Below are 16,279 nucleotides of genomic sequence, written 5' to 3'. Positions count from 1 at the left end.
TCTTTGATCACTTTTGAAACGGAGAAGGTCAGCTTATGCCACAATATTCGCTAACTCCATCCGCAGTGACAACCAGTAATTGATCTGTGAGGGGGTGGTCCATAGTTAAATAATCATTTGCGATATTGTGCTGAATTTGTTCAATAATATGTGACTGACTCAAGCTGAGCGCAAGCAAAAAGTCACGATTGGGGACTCCCGCTAAAAATTCACTACCCAGAAATTTTCGAGCCTGCTGGTAAAATGTTTTACTCAACACCTGCGATGCATTATAGGCGTCAGGTTTACTTTGAATTATCATATTAGGACCATCTTCTTTTGACATACAGATCAATTCAATCTGATTATGATCAAAATACCGATCCAGATTATTCAATGCAATTTGGTGTAGCTCATCGCGACTGATATTCCATTTTCTGAGGAGCTTATCGTGAATATACCAATATGCATTCGATTCGTCGACGACATACATGATAGTGAGATTGGCAACCCAAGGTTCACCAACAAAGTTCGGAAAATGACATTCCCAAGACTCTTTTGGTAATAAAATTGGCATGATCCGGTCTTGAATCTGCGATAGTTCGGGGTCTGTCTGTGCCTCTCCCCATTCGTTGATTTGCAGAATCGTTGCTAGAGCCGTCGTAATATTCTTTTCAAAATATTCGGGGGTTGTCAGATAAGAGCGATAGAAATTTGTCAAATTGATTTCAGATTCGCCAAATTTTAATCGAAATCCGGGTATGAGCTGAGATGACATTAGAGGAAATTTTTTCTGGGCGAAATGTAAAACTTCATTGGCAAATAACTCTGGTGGGTTCGCTGGATCTAAAGAGAGTTGTATCGAGTGTAAAATGAGTTGTATGGTCTCATAGAGATCTTCTTGTAATTCAGGATCGTGAAAAAAGGTGACTACCATCTGAATTGAATGTTCTCTAATCAGCCACAATTTCCAATGGTGCCAGTTATTTTGCGAAAAGGGAGCCCATCTCAGTAATTCTTTCCACCAGGAATCACTCTTTTGGATGATTGCTTCACCCGAATAGCTTACAGAATCATGTTCTATCGCAAGAGGGCCTCGATTCTCTATGTTTCGATGTTTTACAAATAATTGATCGAAATCAATTTGCAATTCAGCATCATATTGTGGTCGTGGAAGTACAGATTTCCAATGACAGCTGATTGTTAATGTAGCGTTTCCATCAGCGGGACTAAGTTGAAGAATTCCCTCCTTCTCTTCCCTGATCCAATCTGAAGGATAAGAGAGCGAATACCAGTTAGCGGGCCCTGTATAGCTGGCCCATTGATTTAAATGCAATTCAGACAAAGCCACCACCAGTTCGAGAATAACTCTGATTAGGGAATAGGCGGATGTAGCGGAGACAGTATTCAACTTTTGATACTTCGAGTTGTGCCTCCCAACGACACAATAATAGACGATATACCCAAACAACTCTATCTGAAAAACTAGACAGGTATATTCAAAAAGGCTGCCTTCCATCTAGGCAGAGAAATGCCTGTCGGTAGGGCAATCCATCAAATAACTCGACTGAACTGTGTTTTAGAATGTTAAATTTATTATCGTAAAAGATTTGACTTCAGCAGTTTACGATTTTTTGTTCAGGATGAATTGTTTGCTGGTACGAAGTTTGCTTAAGAGATAAATACAGATAAGAACAAAGAGTATCGTTACTTATCTGACTTGAACTTCACCAAAGGATACGCTGCTGGGGAGTATAGCCGAACTTTCCCTTGTTGGGATTGTTTGGGCGAGCGCCTATACACTCAGCGGCGTCCTTTTTTACAGTTCTAAAGGCTGCAGAAAAGTTTTGCTAGAGCCATCATAAAACCGACTGTAGGCGTTTTCCAGTCTATTTTTTACTTTTCAGTAAATTCTACTTTGCTCTCAATCTAGTACGGTTTAGAGAGCAGGCTTTATTCCTGGGGCGGTTCTTTTTTTGCTGAAACCGGCTTCATGATCAAGAGGCCAAGTGGTGGTAGATTGAGCGTGATACTGTAGTCCAAGCCATGGCTATTAATCTTTTCGCTATAGACTCCCCCCGCGTTTCCGATATTCGAACCACCGTAGATTTTGGCATCACTGTTGATGATTTCATTATAGAACCCGGCTATGGGGACTCCAATACGATACCCTTCTCGTGGGACAGGAGTAAAATTACCGATGACGATCACATGTTCATGATCATCGGTCGATTTTCTTTGAAACGCAAACACACTGTTAATGGAATCATCACACTGAATCCAGGAAAAACCTTCCGGAGTGAAATCGGTTTCATACAGGGATTTTTCTGTTCGATAAAGTTGATTTAAGTCACCAACCAGCCGACGTATTCCATCGTGATTTTCGTTTCCAATTAAATTCCAGTCTAGTTCGCTATCGTGATTCCATTCATGCCACTGAGCGAGTTCGCCTCCCATAAACAGTAGTTTTTTACCAGGCATGGTATATTGATAGCCATAGAGCAGACGTAAATTTGCAAACTGCTGCCACATGTCACCTGGCATTTGTGACAGCAACGAACGTTTTCCATGCACAACTTCATCATGAGAGAGAGGTAAAACAAAATTCTCAGTAAACGCATAAATCATTCTAAAGGAGAGCTCTCCCTGATGGTGTGAGCGGTAGATGGGATCGAAGTGCATATAACGAAGGGTATCGTTCATCCACCCCATATCCCATTTCATATTGAATCCTAAGCCTCCGTTATAAACGGGGTGAGAAACGCCGCCCCAGGAAGTCGATTCTTCCGCGATCGTCAGGATTCCGGGATACGCTCCATGCAAGCTGGTGTTTGCATTTTTCAGGAATTCAATTGCTTCCAGGTTTTCACGTCCCCCACTGGAGTTTGGCAGCCATTCCCCTTCTTCGCGTGAATAGTCCAGGTAGAGCATGGAAGCAACTGCGTCAACGCGAAGACCGTCGAAGTGATACTTATCGATCCAGAAGTGAGCGCTCGACAATAGAAAGTCGCATACTTCATTGCGCCCATAGTTAAAGATGTAGGTCCCCCAATCCGGGTGAAAGCCCTTTCTGGGATCTGCATGCTCGTAGAGGCAGGTACCATCGAAACGGCCTAGAGAATGTCCATCTGTAGGGAAATGGCCGGGAACCCAGTCAAAGAGCACACCAATATCTGATTGATGACAGTAATCAATAAAGTACATCAGATCATGGGGAGTTCCAAAACGACTCGTCGGTGAATAATAGCCCGTGGTTTGATAACCCCAGGAACCATCAAAGGGATGCTCAGTAATCGGCATCAGTTGAATATGGGTGTATCCCATTTGATGCACATACTCGACGAGTTCTTTGGCTAGTTCGCGATAAGTATAAAACTGACGGCCGTCCTTGGGGCGTTTCCAGGAACCCGGATGAATTTCATAAATCGTAATGGGTTGATCGTGCCAGTTGGTCTTTTCTCGCTTCTCTAACCACTGTTGGTCCTGCCAGGGAAAATTCTCAAGATTGTAAACGATCGATGCCGTCTTGGGACGGAGTTCAGAGTAAAACGCGTAAGGATCACTTTTTTCGAAGAACTCTCCATTCTGGCCACGCAAGCTATATTTGTAAGCTTCCCCTTCACTCATGTTGGGAACGAATCCGGACCACACACCAGCATCACTGGAATTTAAATAGTGCTCGCCATGTTTCCAGTGATTTTTATCACTAATCACACACACTTCTCTCGCATTGGGAGCCCAGACAGCAAACCGAGTTCCCTTAACACCATCGACCTCGTCAAGGTGTGCTCCCATTGAATTATACATAGTGCAGTGCATTCCAGTCTTAAGTGCATGAAGTTCCGCGGATGTAAACAGTGGTCGTCTGGCCTGGGCCTGGTTTTGTTGACCCTCTAATCGCCAAGGGGTCTTAGGCCGATCGCGACTTGTTTCAAAATGTGAAGAATGACCCATTGAAGTTTATATTTCACCATCCGTTTATGTGAATTGACAAGCAAACTATGTAGCGCAAATAGATATAGTAAGCTTGTTATAACAAGATTTCGGCCAGATTGTTACTCTTCCTTAATGCGGTTTTCCGGCCATGAAAAGATCCCGCAGACTAGTCTCACATCTGCTTGATTGCGGGAAAGCGTGTCAAACTATTCTAGTTGTAGCTATTATTACGGCTACATAAATAAGGGTGATCAGATTGAATTAATCGCCTCAGTCTACTGCAACATGGGTGAATATCGAAAATCCGTTAAGCTTTACTCAAGTGATACGAGTGATCGCGAACTATAATTCACTGACCTAATTTTTGTAAACCTATGTTCCTGATCATATTGCAAACATTGTAATTGAGGTTCAGTTAAGGATTCTGTTTTGTCTATTTATCGTAGTGCTCTGTTGATCGCGGGACCGTTCGTTCTGGTGACAGGCTTTTATTTCCTGACTTTTTCTGGAGTTCAGGAAGGAAGGGCCTCCTCGAATGCGGTCCACCTCGGTGCGCCAGAAACGTATTCTTCAGCACCACAGATCAAAACAGCAGATCCGGAGAAGCTGTTTCAGGCAGAATGTGAAACGCGAGCAAAGCAGGTACAGGAAAAGATTTCGATTCCCATTAATACCTTAGTCAGGGCTCCTTACGTCCTGATGGGAGATTATGACACTCAAACTCTGGATGCACTCTATCGAAAAACAATCCTGCCAACGCAATATGCGTTGAATGTTTGGTATTTTGATCGTAAGCCCGATCGTCCCATCACCATCATTGCACTTTCCAGCCAGGACCGTTACCAGCAGGTGGCTTTTGATTTGGATCGGAGAAAAGTCGGTTCATACTATGGTTATTTCCATTCGGAAGAAATGCGCATCATTCTCAATCTGACAACGGGAAGCGGAACGTTAGCTCATGAACTGACTCATGCGTTAGCCGAGATCGATTTTCCCAACATGCCAGAGTGGTTTGATGAAGGATTGGCATCATTGCACGAACAATGTGAATTTTCAGAATCGGAAAATCAACTGCTGGGTAGTTCAAATTGGCGCGTTCAAATTCTCTTATCGGCTTTAGACCGTGGGCAATTACCAACTTTAAAGACGTTAGTTCAACAAATCAGAATTGGAAAAGAACGGGAAGCGCTGACCTATGCACATGCTCGTTATTTCAGTCTTTACCTTCAGGAAAAGCGGCTCCTGTCTCCTTTCTACAGGAAGCTACGCACAAACTCAGAATTAGACCAATCCGGTTTGCAGACATTGCAGCAAGTATTAAATGTCTCTGACCTCTCCGAGATTGATCCTGATTTTCAAAAGTGGTTAATCGGTTTTCGTATAGAATCCGATAAATAAACGAGACCGCTCATTGCCCTGCCTTGCTGGAACACATTTCTGTTCAAAACCACGGAATCAGAGTTCTCTGATATAAATCCTACTTGTCACCATTCACCGTTAATTCTGAACGATCTATAATTGAGTTTTATAGCAGTTGGTCATTTTATCTACGGTGATTTATTAATGATGAATACTTCAGGAATACGCGTTTGCAGTTTCGAAAGTCGGAAGAGCGAAGCGATGCGGGCCTTAATTGAACGAAATCAGGCAGTCCCAACGCTCGTACATTCGATGGATGAAATTCCATTGGAAAATAATGAGCATGTAAAGGCATTCTGCGAAAAATTATTTCGAAATGAGATCGATGTCATTGTTTTTTTAACGGGTGTCGGAGCCTCTGCCTTGCTGAACGCAGTGGAAGTAGATTATCCACGTGAACAGTTTCTGGAAGCATTACGAAATATAACAGTTACTGTCCGCGGGCCAAAACCGACAGTCGTTTTGCGAAAATGGGAAGTCCCCATTCATTATACAGCTCCCGAACCGAATACCTGGCATGACATTCTCTCGATTTGGGATCAGCAGGGGTTTTCAGTGACGGACAAGCGGATTGCCATTCAAGAATATGGGAAACCGGTCCAGGATTTTTACGATGAGTTGCACACACGTGGGGCACGAGTGCTGCCAGTGCCAGTCTATCGCTGGGCTCTACCACAGGATTTAAGCGGTTTACGCAACGCAGTTCATGCCACGATTCAAGCAGAATTCGACGTGTTGATGTTTACCAGCGCGCAACAGATCTCGCATGTTTTACAGATCGCGGAAGTGGAACAGTCCGCTGAAAAATGGCTGCAAGCCGCTTCACACACAATGATTGCCTCAGTCGGTCCCGCCTGTTCGGAAGCATTACAACAGGCAGGCCTATCGGTCGATTTTGAAGCCAGTCCCCCGAAAATGGGGCCCCTGGTAAAAGACGCACTTCAAGCGGCTCCTGAAATTTTAGCCAAAAAACGTTGATTTGCGATTCCGCATCGTATTGTTTCCGGGAAACCGGTCCCTCCAGAATTTCAGTCCTCTTCAATTCCTGCTAAAATAAGTCTCACAACGATCATTCATCAAAATCGTAGCTGAAAGAATCAAAAATGAATTCCGAAATGGCTGAGACTGCCAGTTATCAAAATAGTCGTTTTATGAAGGCGGTTCGCCGCGAGCCCGTAGATACCACTCCAATTTGGATCATGCGACAGGCGGGGCGCTACCTGCCTGAATACATGGCAGTTCGCAGTAAAACGACCTTTATTGAGCTGTGTAAAACCCCTGCTCTGGCTGCGGAAGTCACACTCACTGCCCAGCGAGTTCTGGGCGTTGATGCTGCGATTCTCTTTGCCGACTTACTTCCGATTCTGGAACCGATGGGCCTGAATTTGGAGTATCTCAAAGGGGAAGGCCCCGTCATTCATAATCCCATTGAAGAAGCTTCGCAGGTGGATCGACTGACGGATATCGCTGACATGAACTGCCTCGATTTTGTCTTTGAGGCAGTCAAACTGATTCGGGCCGATTTGCCCGCTGATATTCCCCTGCTCGGTTTTGCAGGATGTCCATTTACGTTAGCCAGCTATGCCATCGAAGGGGGAAGTTCCAAGAACTACCGCCGTACCAAGCAGATGATGTATAACGACCCGGGAGCCTGGCATGCGTTAATGACCCGCTTTGTTGATAACCTTGTGATCTATCTCCGGCGGCAAATCGAAGCTGGTTGTCAGGCCGTTCAAATATTTGATAGCTGGGCAGGATGTCTCTCTCCGGAAGACTATCAGAAATATGTCCTACCCTACACAGCGAAACTGGTCGCCGGCGTTCAAGACGATGCACCCGTGATTAATTTCCTCACCGGCAATCCAGCGTTACTGCCGTTACAACGTCAAACGGGCGGTCAGGTATTTGGTGTCGATTGGAGGATCAATCTCAAAGACGCCTGGGAGATCCTGGGCGAGGATGTTGCCGTTCAAGGAAATCTTGATCCAATTTCCCTGTATGCGGATATTCCGGTACTCAAGGAAAAAGCAAAGTCTGTGCTCGATGCGGCCGCCGGTCGTAACGGACATATCTTTAACCTCGGCCATGGTGTGATGCCGGATATGAACCCCGACCATGTGAAAGCACTCGTAGAAATCGTTCACGAATTAGGGGGCAGGTAAGAAGCTTTCATTTTCTCCCCGCAACGTGTGTTTTAATCGACTAAACTTATGAATCAACCTCCTCCACATTCAGCACAATCCAAACGAGTCGCGATCGTCGGGGGAGGCATTACCGGTTTGTCTGCCGCACATCGCTTGTTGGAACTTGCTGATGAGCACGGGCAGTCAATTGAGATCACGGTCTTTGAATCCCAACCAGCCGCCGGAGGTTGGATCGGCACGATTGATCAGAAAGACTATCTGATCGACACCGGCGCCGACATGTTTATCACCAATAAACCGGCGGCGATCGAACTTTGTAAACGGCTGGGACTGGAAGAGGAGCTGATTAAGACCAACCCCCGATATCGAGGCGCTTTGATTCTAAAAGACGGCAAACCCGTTCCGGTTCCATTGGGATTTGAGTTGATGACGCCCTCTCGCATCGGACCTATGGTTAAGACCCCGCTATTGAGCCCATTAGGAAAGTTACGCATGGGGCTGGAATATTTGATTCCTCGCCGGCAGAGCCCCTCGGGATTAGATCAGGATGATGAAAGCCTGGCCGATTTTGTCAAACGTCGTTTCGGACAGGAAGCGTTGACTCGATTGATTCAGCCTCTGGTCGCGGGAATTTATACTTCCGATCCAGAGAAGTTAAGTTTACGTGCCACCCTGCCTCGCTTTCTGGATATGGAACGCGACCAGCGTAGTTTGATTAAAGCGATTCGCAAACAGAAACGAGAAACAAAATCGGGCGATGCCACCGGCGCGCGTTACGGATTATTCGCTGCGTTCCGTGGAGGCATGCAGACGTTGACTCACAAACTGGCTGAAAGACTCTCCGAGCGTGGTTCTGTTTTGTATGGTCATCGTGTCACTAAGGTCTCCCCTTCACAGCCAGCGGGCTACGAGGTGACTGTGGAAGAATCAAATGCTCCCCCGCAAACACAACAGTTCGATGCCGTGATCTTTACAACCGCAGCGCCCCACACCGCAAAGATGACAGATCACTTTGCACCCGAGCTATCCCAATTATTGAACAAAATCGAATACGCTTCGACAGCAATCATGTTAAGCGTCCATCGACTTGAAGACATTCGACATCCGTTGAACGCGTATGGTCTTGTGATTCCCGCAGCCGAACAACGCAAGATATTTGCCGTCGCATTCGCCAGTCGAAAGTTCCCAGGTCGTGCTCCTGAAGGTTGTGTGCAACTTCGCACATTCGTCGGCGGCGCGATGCAGCCAGAGATGCTGGAGTATTCCGACGAGGAGTTAAAAACAATTGTCCGAACCGAATTAGAAGACATTCTAGGCGTCACCGGCGATCCGCTCTTTTCAAAATTACTCAGGCATAATCAATCCATGCCACAATATCATTTGGGGCATCTTGAACTGGTCGAACAAATCGAACAACAGGCGGCAAACTACCCGGCTCTGGAATTAGCGGGCAACGCTTATCGCGGCGTTGGCATTCCCGATTGTATCCTTAGTGCGGAACAGGCCGCAGAGAGATTGTTCTCTTCGTTCAACTCATAATTGTTGCTGTGACGAAAATGAATCGATGTTTTTTCATTGACCGCGCGCGATTTCGATTCCCTTCACATCAATCATTTTTGTACCCGTTTTCTTAAGCCCCGTTAATGTGAGGTCATAGCGTCCTTTTTGTAATGCAACGGTTCCCAGTTCAATGGTCGCCCAGGTTTTTCGCATGTAGTTATCGGATTGTTCCACACGGTCCTGATTACCAATTTTGGGTGGGGCGTGTGGTTTTGAAATCGTAGCCGTCAGTGTTTGGTCTCCGATCTTGGTTTGGATTTGACAGCCGGCATCTTTTTCAGCACACGTGTATTTCAAAGTCAGCGTGTAAGTTCCGGGGGTTAATACATCCAGATGCCACACCGCGGCTGCATTGGGATCGGTCCAGTCTTCAATCCAACTGTTCGCATAGCCGTTATGGCCTTTACCACTATAGTTAATCCCCTGCCCGCCTTCCGGTTTCAGAAACGATTCGTTCGCGGGAACCGAGGTCATGTTTTCTTGAGGATGTCCCACGGGAATCGGAATGGGCTCAAACCCTGCACTCGAAACATCCTTAAACCAGTCAGCATAGGCTACCTTCAATTGTTTCAAGACTTGCGGATGCGCTTTCGCAACATCTTTTTTCTGTCCCGGGTCAGCCTGCATGTCATACAGGCTCCATTTGCGGTTTCGTTCGTAAGCGGCCCGCCAACGATCGGTGCGAACCGATCCTACGGGTAGTTCCGTTCCGGGAATCGAATTACGAAAGAGTCGATCTGTGAAGATCATACGTTCCGGCCAGTCTTCTGCCGACTCATTCGTCAGTAGCGGCACCAGACTTTTTCCGTCAAGGGGAATGCCAGGAGCCGCATCAAAATCGCAGAAATCCAGTAGAGTGGGAAAAATATCAATATGTCCGGCGATCTGCTTGACGACGGTTCCCGGCTTGATTTTGCCCGGATAGCGCACAAATAGTGGAACGCGAATTCCCCCTTCATGAATCGAACCTTTGCGGCCCCGCATGCCACCATTATACCGATTACTGTTCGGCCCATTGTCTGTCAGAAAGAGTACAATGGTGTTCTTGCTCAAATCAAGATCATCCAGAGTCTGCATCAAGCGTCCCAGGTTGTCATCGACACTTTCCACCATCGCATAAGCACAGCGGGCTCTGTCATCCAGACCTTTGTTTGCATATTTCTTCCAATATTTTTCTGGCACAATCCACGGCGAATGTGGGGCATTGTAAGGCACATAACAGAAGAATGGCTTCTTTTGATTTTGTTTGATGAATTCAATCGCTTTGTCCGTCAAGACATCGGTGATGTAGCCTTTGGTTTCAACCGGTCGTTTATTGTGTTCGAGGTTGGTATCAAAATAACTGTTCCAGTGACCGCCACAAAAACCGAAGAACTCCTCGAAGCCTTGCCCGTTCGGATGCATGGGGTAGTGACGACCATTGTGCCACTTCCCAAACGCGCCTGTTGCATACTCTTCGGATTTCAAAACCTCGGCAATCGTGATTTCTTCAGCCCGCATGTTTTCAAAACCGCGTGTCACGCCATGCACGCCGGTGCGTAGACTGTATCGACCCGTCATTAACGCAGCACGCGTCGGCGCACAAACGGGAGAGACATAAAACCGATCAAAGCGTGCCCCCTGCTTTGCCAGCAGATCCTGATTCGGTGTGTTGATTAAAGGATTGTCATGCGACCGGATATCTCCCCAGCCTTGATCGTCAGTCATGATCAGCAACACATTCGGCGAGTCAGCAGCCTGCAGAAGTTGACCAGATGAAAAAACGAGAGCCAGAATGAAACAGCACACAAAATTCAGCAAGCGCGAACGTCTCATGATGAAAATCAGTTTCCTTTTAAGATCAGAGAAAAAAATGAACTAAAGTGTAATCAATCAATGATAATTTAACTTTACTACCATCGTGGGTGCCACTGTCGGCTGGCCCGACAGTGCAAATCCATCTTCAACGAAAACAAACCACATTTACCAGTAGACAGTATTAGAAATCACCCGTCAATCCCACCACCAGCGTGTTGTGTTTTCTCCCCGGCGCTGAATGGCTGCGTTTTTTTTCTGATGGAGTGTGTTGTCTCGGGATGTCAGAAACTCTGTCTGATTGACAACACCCCGTGCGTTCACAGTCACTCCTCCCCCTACCAGACAGATCATCAGTCGACTGGCTTTTTTATAATTCATTGCAGTCGGTACCTGTTTGGGAATGTTTCCCTGAGGAACAAGATAATCCATCTCACTGGAAAAGAAACGGTGATCCCAGCCAACCTGCTGTTGCAGTCGTTCCTTGTTGATCAACGCAGCCAGAACCGTTAAATCGGTAATCGATTGCAGTTCCGCGAAGGTCGGGTGCTGATCGGCCAGTTTCGCAAAGTACTTTGTAAACTGTTGTGCGTACCTGGTCGTTGAAAGTCGAGTGTGAGCGGCGTCGGAGCGTTGACCCGCCTGGTTGACGAATTCTTCCTGCGACATCATTTGCAACCGCTGACCCGAAAAAGTAAATGCATCGCGGTTGGCTGTGGTGGTAAACGCATCGTACAACGGCGTAAACCACCAGCGTTGAGTGCTGTTGCCGCCCCCGCGGAGCGTTGCCAGATGGCTTTTGATCTCACGAATGCCTGAAGGCTCCAACCCAATCGAAATTCGTTTCAACATATAGTCGGCTTCAACGAGCACCCGTGCATAATTCGAGCCGGCGGGTACACCAGTGACAGAGACATCCTGCATTCCCAGAATCTTCGCCATCGTTTTGAAGCGTGTGACAGCGGTAGCCGTTGAGGAAGCGCCATTGGTGCGACGAATATACTCATTCATCCGTGCCAGATTTTCCCGCTTCGCGTCAAACGAACAACCTGTGATCAACCCCCGCTCCTGTGATTTGAAGGCCACCACTAAATCATCGAGCCGCAGAGGAGGCCTGCCCGATTCGACTCCCACCATGCGATTCTGCGTATTGGGCGCAAAGCCTTCTGCGGGACCGGCAATGATCAGATCGTTGTGTTCCTGATCCACAAACAGATAATCAATCCGCCACAGACCCGCCAGGTATTGAACCTCGGGTGGAATCGGTTGGTTTTTCTCCTTGAGTTCACGGCACGTCCGTTCGAGTTTGACGAGTGAGATTTTTCGAAAGTCCGATTTCTGATTCAGATCCGACGAGAGGTTCTCAGCCGCCAGCGCTTCGAGCCGCCGATGATTCAATTGCTTACTGTTTTTGGCCACACGGAACGGCGCAGAAATTACACCGGCTGCATCAATGGTAATGCCCCCCGCGTTTTGATTTTGATTGTTCTGATTATTGTTGTTATTCCCATTATTATTCCCGCCACCATTCACCTGCGCTGAGAGCGGCGAACCGACACAGGTGACCAGAAATAGAAATAACACCACGGGAACAGTGCAAAGAACAGACGTGTTGCTTTTCACTATTTTTTGAGGGGACTCATTCATCAATCACTTCTTTCTGCCCGCTGATTGCTGCCCGCAATGTTTTGTCTGCAAACGTTTGCTCACGACTATCGTTATTCTAGCAATCTGTCACGAGCAAAGTCAGTTTTTTTGTTCATTTCAAGGGCGATAACTCAGAGATTCACGGAATGATAGGGAACAAATCCAACCCCATTCAAACTGTGTACTACTGCGAAATAGATATCTTGATCGGCCCAAATCGATGCCTAAGATCCCTGCCAAGTGGCTCGCGCGCGTTGGAAATTAAGTTCACTCACAGATACAGGTGAAGAATTGAAACCCTACAAATCTGATCCGTTTTCGACAGCAAACCCCGATCTCAAGCGAAGTCAGACAGTTAGGCAGAATTTTGACGTTTTGTGTATGACTGCTCATGTCAAACCTGTTCCCCTTTTTCACGACCACGAAAGGCTCTCCAATCACAAACAACGACACCAGAACTACCATAACTCAGACAAAACTGCGCAAAAGTAAATTTGACCATCTTGTCTAAACTTAATATTCGCTGAGAAATGCTACCTGCATTTTGCAAACAGCAAATCAAAGAAAATACTTCACTTAGCATTTTCTAAATCATACGGATGGAGACGAACGAGAATAGACATGTTCCATGTACTCAACTGTAATAGAATTAGCTAAACAATTTTGAGATTAATCATTTCTCTTTTTTTACTGATGACGATTGTTTGCTGAGGCATCACAAATATTTTTTGGACAACATAACGTTTAATGAGTATAATTTAACATGACGATCAAAATTCTGTATTGATCTTCCAATCATTCACAAAACTATAAATGAATTGGCGGGCTGCTGAATTATCAATTTATTTGCGATTGTCTTTCAAAGTGCAATCGTTCAATTTCATTTGAAAGTCAGTCTGCAATGAATTATTCTGCTGATTTCCCTCCAGAACCCAAAAAGTACCCCAAAACAAAAATTTATTTTGTTGGCCACATCGTCATGATCCTATTAATAGTTGTGGTTGTGATACAAGGATTCCCTATATACATTTCTTATTTAGACAAAGAAAAAATACGTAGAAGGTCTGCATCATCTCCGGAATGGAGATCATTTCATAATCTCAAAAACATTGGTAGAGCGGTTGTTAATTATAGTTCTGGTGCACAATCGAATTTACCAGTAGGAGCATCAACAAACCAAGCAGGGTATCCTTTACATGGTTGGATGACGACGATCCTGCCGTTTATTGATGAAGTCGAACTATCAAAACAGATCCATTATGATAAATCATGGAATGATCCTGATAATCAAAACGTTTTTAGAACCAACATCCTCGTTTTTATTAATCCTGTCGTGGGAGACATAAAAACTGATGCAAAAGAATATGCACTCACTCACTACACTGCTAATTCGCGCTTGATGGGGATTAATAAGTCTTACAGCTTGGATGAGATATCGGCCGCTGATGGTATGACAGCGACAATCATGTTAGGCGAAATTAACTCAAATTTTCCTGCCTGGGGTTCAACCTCTAATTTTCGGGATCCTGCCAAAGGACTCAAAGGGGGACCTGATCAATTCGGAAGTCCATTCAAAGCAGTAAATGTCATCTTTGCTGATGGAAGTGGTAAGTCATTAAGTAAGGATATCGACCCCCAAATTCTGAAATCGATTAGTACGCCGGATGGCGGAGAGAGAATTACAGAAGATGACTATTAAGGGGCTTTTTTGAACAAATATCCTGGTTTATTGTATTCGACAGCTATTAGTCGCAATCAAAGCTCATCCCCAATTCAATACAACCACTGCTCAACAAATCAGCTCACAATCTACGCTTATGAATAAAAGCCTTGATCACGTTTGCTTTCTTAATTGATTTGATATAAGAAAGTTCAAACTAGACCGAAACGAAAGGATGGGATTTTTTAGATTCTGCTGTTTCCTGTTTTGCCGAATTCGAAACCATTGTGATATCTTACAGGAAATATTCGATTCGATATTCAGTCAGAAGTTGAGAATGTCTATGGCGACGATTTCCGAAATCATCCGCTGTCATCAAGAATTTGCAGCCGCTCAAAATACTGTGGATTTACTTCCGCGGAAAGTTGATCTGGCTTTGCAAACGTGTCGCGCTGCGTTGGTCACGCTTGAGTACCGGCTTGCTGACATCGATTATCCAGTGAAGTCGCTGATTTTAGATCCGGATCAGGGGCAAGCAGACCGGATGGCACAGCTTGAAGCGCATACACGCCGCACAATTCCTGCCGTGCTGAAACAGTTGTGGGATGTGATTGGTGGGATTTCGTTTATCGATCTCGATGACTACACTCATGTTGACTTCTGGGACGGTTTAGAAATCACCGGCGCAAAGGAATTCTGTGATGGTGTCTGCGTCGAAAACTGCAGTCCGAAATTACTGGAATACATCATGGATGATTTCGATGCCCATCAGGAGGATGATGCCGAGTCGGAATTTATTTTTACGTTTGCGCCCGACGGTTATCACAAGGACGATATCTCTGGCGGGCCGCCTTACGGATTGAATGCCGGAGAGTGGCTGCCCCTGGTCTGCAACTTTGAATGGACTGGCTATCGACGCCCCGAAAGTGTCAATTCAATGTCAACCGATTTCATGGGCTATCTGCGGACTGCAATTCTGGAATGTGGCGGTTTCCCCGGTCTCCTCGGACATCCCAAATTCGAACCGATTCGCATGCGGCTGGTGGAAGGGCTCCCCGCCTTCTGAAGCTAACGCAGAGCATCATGCGGAGAATACTTCGTGATTCTTCTCTCTCTTTTCAGCCGCCCAAAAACGATATCTCAACAGTAAGCATTTAACTGAGAGGCTTCTTATTCAACCCATGTCCAGCGACCGGCAACTTTACCGGATTCATCAATGGCAACAGTCGCATGCACATCGTTCTGCTTCCAGGTTCTTAACGAGTAGGATTGAATGGAACCTTGTTTTGCTGCCGATTGGTTTGAAGCTTCGAGCATCATCGTGGGGTTCGCCAGGACGCCTTTCATCTGGGAGACGCTGTCAGGTTGTGTCCCGAAGAAGGCGTCTGCTTCTGCCGCAGAAATACCTAATGGAATAGAGGCCACCGTTGATTCCAGTTCGGTCACGGTCCGATCGGGGTGATGTTGATAATAGTATGCGAGGAAGATGGGCAGTGAGAGCACAAAGACCGCAGTAAAAAAGATCAAATATTCTTTGAACGATGACTTCTTCATATTGATCCTGATTGTACACGATTTCTAAATTGCGTCCCATTTAACCATAGCGGCTTCAAAGAAATAATAATAGGACCAAACATTCCTGAAGACGCGACAATCAACCTGGATACAGACTAGTTCGATTTCAGGTCAAAATTGATCGTGTTGTCTCCTTCGGTCACATCGGCAGTGAGTTCTGTTTTCTCATTGTATTTTGCAGGGATCGACTGCTCATCACTCGGTTCCTCATTATCATCCGGCAGCTTGAAGATGGTTACTTGATGTTTTCCACTGGTTGCGCCAGCGGCTTTGGGATTGTAATATAATCTGTAAGAACCATCTGCTTTCGTCGTTGCGCTGGAGGCACGTCTGCGTGCTTTTTCTCTGACTGCTTCAGGTTCAAAAACGACTTTGGCATTACCCAATGGTTGTCCATCCAGAGTGATGACGCCTGTGACTTCATAAAGGTCGGGTAATGGGTCAGCTCCATCTCCCAGGCAGCCAGAGAAGCTGATTAAAAAGAATAGGACATACACTGAGTTGAATGAACTTGCTTTTGTTTTCATGAAATGAGCTGTCTTCTTCACTTGAAAGTAATTAGGTA

At 45.9% G+C, this 16,279-nt stretch carries 12 protein-coding genes; 6 read left to right on the top strand and 6 right to left on the bottom strand.

Annotated features, from left to right (window positions below; translation table 11 throughout):
* Positions 1-28: 28 nt before the first annotated feature.
* Together V144x_RS17220 and glgB are read right to left on the bottom strand one after the other, a co-directional pair.
* On the bottom strand, positions 29-1,324 hold the full coding sequence (locus tag V144x_RS17220) for a DUF1444 family protein (RefSeq protein WP_197998481.1): 1,296 nt from the start codon (positions 1,322-1,324) through the stop codon (positions 29-31).
* A gap of 608 nt (positions 1,325-1,932) precedes the next feature.
* Complete coding sequence (gene glgB, locus V144x_RS17215) at positions 1,933-3,837, bottom strand: 1,4-alpha-glucan branching protein GlgB (RefSeq protein ID WP_390620817.1); 1,905 nt, start codon at positions 3,835-3,837, stop codon at positions 1,933-1,935.
* Positions 3,838-4,344: 507 nt separating this feature from the next.
* Here glgB and V144x_RS17210 point away from each other — a divergent pair.
* From V144x_RS17210 to hemG, 4 genes are all read left to right on the top strand, one after another.
* Complete coding sequence (locus V144x_RS17210) at positions 4,345-5,313, top strand: hypothetical protein (RefSeq protein WP_144986450.1); 969 nt, start codon at positions 4,345-4,347, stop codon at positions 5,311-5,313.
* 165 nt (positions 5,314-5,478) lie between these two features.
* Positions 5,479-6,312, top strand: coding sequence for a uroporphyrinogen-III synthase (locus V144x_RS17205; protein ID WP_144986448.1), 834 nt, complete (start codon positions 5,479-5,481; stop codon positions 6,310-6,312).
* 125 nt (positions 6,313-6,437) lie between these two features.
* Positions 6,438-7,496 (top strand): uroporphyrinogen decarboxylase, encoded by a 1,059-nt coding sequence (gene hemE, locus V144x_RS17200; RefSeq protein ID WP_144986446.1) that lies wholly within the window; start codon positions 6,438-6,440, stop codon positions 7,494-7,496.
* Between the two features lie 48 nt (positions 7,497-7,544).
* Entirely contained in the window at positions 7,545-9,017 is a 1,473-nt protein-coding gene (gene hemG / locus V144x_RS17195) for a protoporphyrinogen oxidase (RefSeq protein ID WP_144986444.1), read from the top strand.
* 33 nt (positions 9,018-9,050) lie between these two features.
* Here the strand turns inward: hemG and V144x_RS17190 are convergent, their stop codons facing one another.
* Together V144x_RS17190 and V144x_RS17185 are read right to left on the bottom strand one after the other, a co-directional pair.
* Positions 9,051-10,853 (bottom strand): sulfatase-like hydrolase/transferase, encoded by a 1,803-nt coding sequence (locus tag V144x_RS17190; protein WP_144986442.1) that lies wholly within the window; start codon positions 10,851-10,853, stop codon positions 9,051-9,053.
* 177 nt (positions 10,854-11,030) lie between these two features.
* The gene (locus V144x_RS17185; RefSeq protein WP_144986440.1) at positions 11,031-12,479 is read right to left on the bottom strand and encodes a DUF1598 domain-containing protein; all 1,449 of its coding nucleotides are present in this window, start codon (positions 12,477-12,479) and stop codon (positions 11,031-11,033) included.
* A gap of 901 nt (positions 12,480-13,380) precedes the next feature.
* Here V144x_RS17185 and V144x_RS17180 point away from each other — a divergent pair.
* On the top strand, positions 13,381-14,178 hold the full coding sequence (locus tag V144x_RS17180; RefSeq protein ID WP_144986438.1) for a DUF1559 family PulG-like putative transporter: 798 nt from the start codon (positions 13,381-13,383) through the stop codon (positions 14,176-14,178).
* Between the two features lie 298 nt (positions 14,179-14,476).
* On the top strand, positions 14,477-15,205 hold the full coding sequence (locus V144x_RS17175) for a hypothetical protein (RefSeq protein WP_144986435.1): 729 nt from the start codon (positions 14,477-14,479) through the stop codon (positions 15,203-15,205).
* A 104-nt stretch (positions 15,206-15,309) separates the two neighbouring features.
* Here V144x_RS17175 and V144x_RS17170 read toward each other — a convergent pair whose 3' ends face one another.
* Both V144x_RS17170 and V144x_RS17165 read right to left on the bottom strand, forming a co-directional pair.
* Complete coding sequence (locus V144x_RS17170) at positions 15,310-15,693, bottom strand: hypothetical protein (RefSeq protein WP_144986433.1); 384 nt, start codon at positions 15,691-15,693, stop codon at positions 15,310-15,312.
* A 116-nt stretch (positions 15,694-15,809) separates the two neighbouring features.
* On the bottom strand, positions 15,810-16,241 hold the full coding sequence (locus V144x_RS17165) for a DUF4198 domain-containing protein (RefSeq protein ID WP_144986431.1): 432 nt from the start codon (positions 16,239-16,241) through the stop codon (positions 15,810-15,812).
* Between the last annotated feature and the right edge of the window lie 38 nt (positions 16,242-16,279).

It is taken from the genome of Gimesia aquarii (assembly GCF_007748195.1).
In the GTDB taxonomy this organism is placed as follows: domain Bacteria; phylum Planctomycetota; class Planctomycetia; order Planctomycetales; family Planctomycetaceae; genus Gimesia; species Gimesia aquarii.
Note: the sequence above shows the minus strand (reverse complement) of the source record. Positions and strands in the feature narration are given on the sequence as shown.

Coding starts and splice junctions, on each gene's coding strand:
- hemE (WP_144986446.1), top strand. CDS start 6,438: ATGAATTCCGAAATGGCTGAGACTGCCAGTTATCAAAATAGTCGTTTT.
- V144x_RS17205 (WP_144986448.1), top strand. CDS start 5,479: ATGATGAATACTTCAGGAATACGCGTTTGCAGTTTCGAAAGTCGGAAG.
- V144x_RS17170 (WP_144986433.1), bottom strand. CDS start 15,693: ATGAAGAAGTCATCGTTCAAAGAATATTTGATCTTTTTTACTGCGGTC.
- V144x_RS17185 (WP_144986440.1), bottom strand. CDS start 12,479: ATGAATGAGTCCCCTCAAAAAATAGTGAAAAGCAACACGTCTGTTCTT.
- hemG (WP_144986444.1), top strand. CDS start 7,545: ATGAATCAACCTCCTCCACATTCAGCACAATCCAAACGAGTCGCGATC.
- V144x_RS17190 (WP_144986442.1), bottom strand. CDS start 10,853: ATGAGACGTTCGCGCTTGCTGAATTTTGTGTGCTGTTTCATTCTGGCT.
- V144x_RS17180 (WP_144986438.1), top strand. CDS start 13,381: ATGAATTATTCTGCTGATTTCCCTCCAGAACCCAAAAAGTACCCCAAA.
- V144x_RS17165 (WP_144986431.1), bottom strand. CDS start 16,241: ATGAAAACAAAAGCAAGTTCATTCAACTCAGTGTATGTCCTATTCTTT.
- V144x_RS17175 (WP_144986435.1), top strand. CDS start 14,477: ATGTCTATGGCGACGATTTCCGAAATCATCCGCTGTCATCAAGAATTT.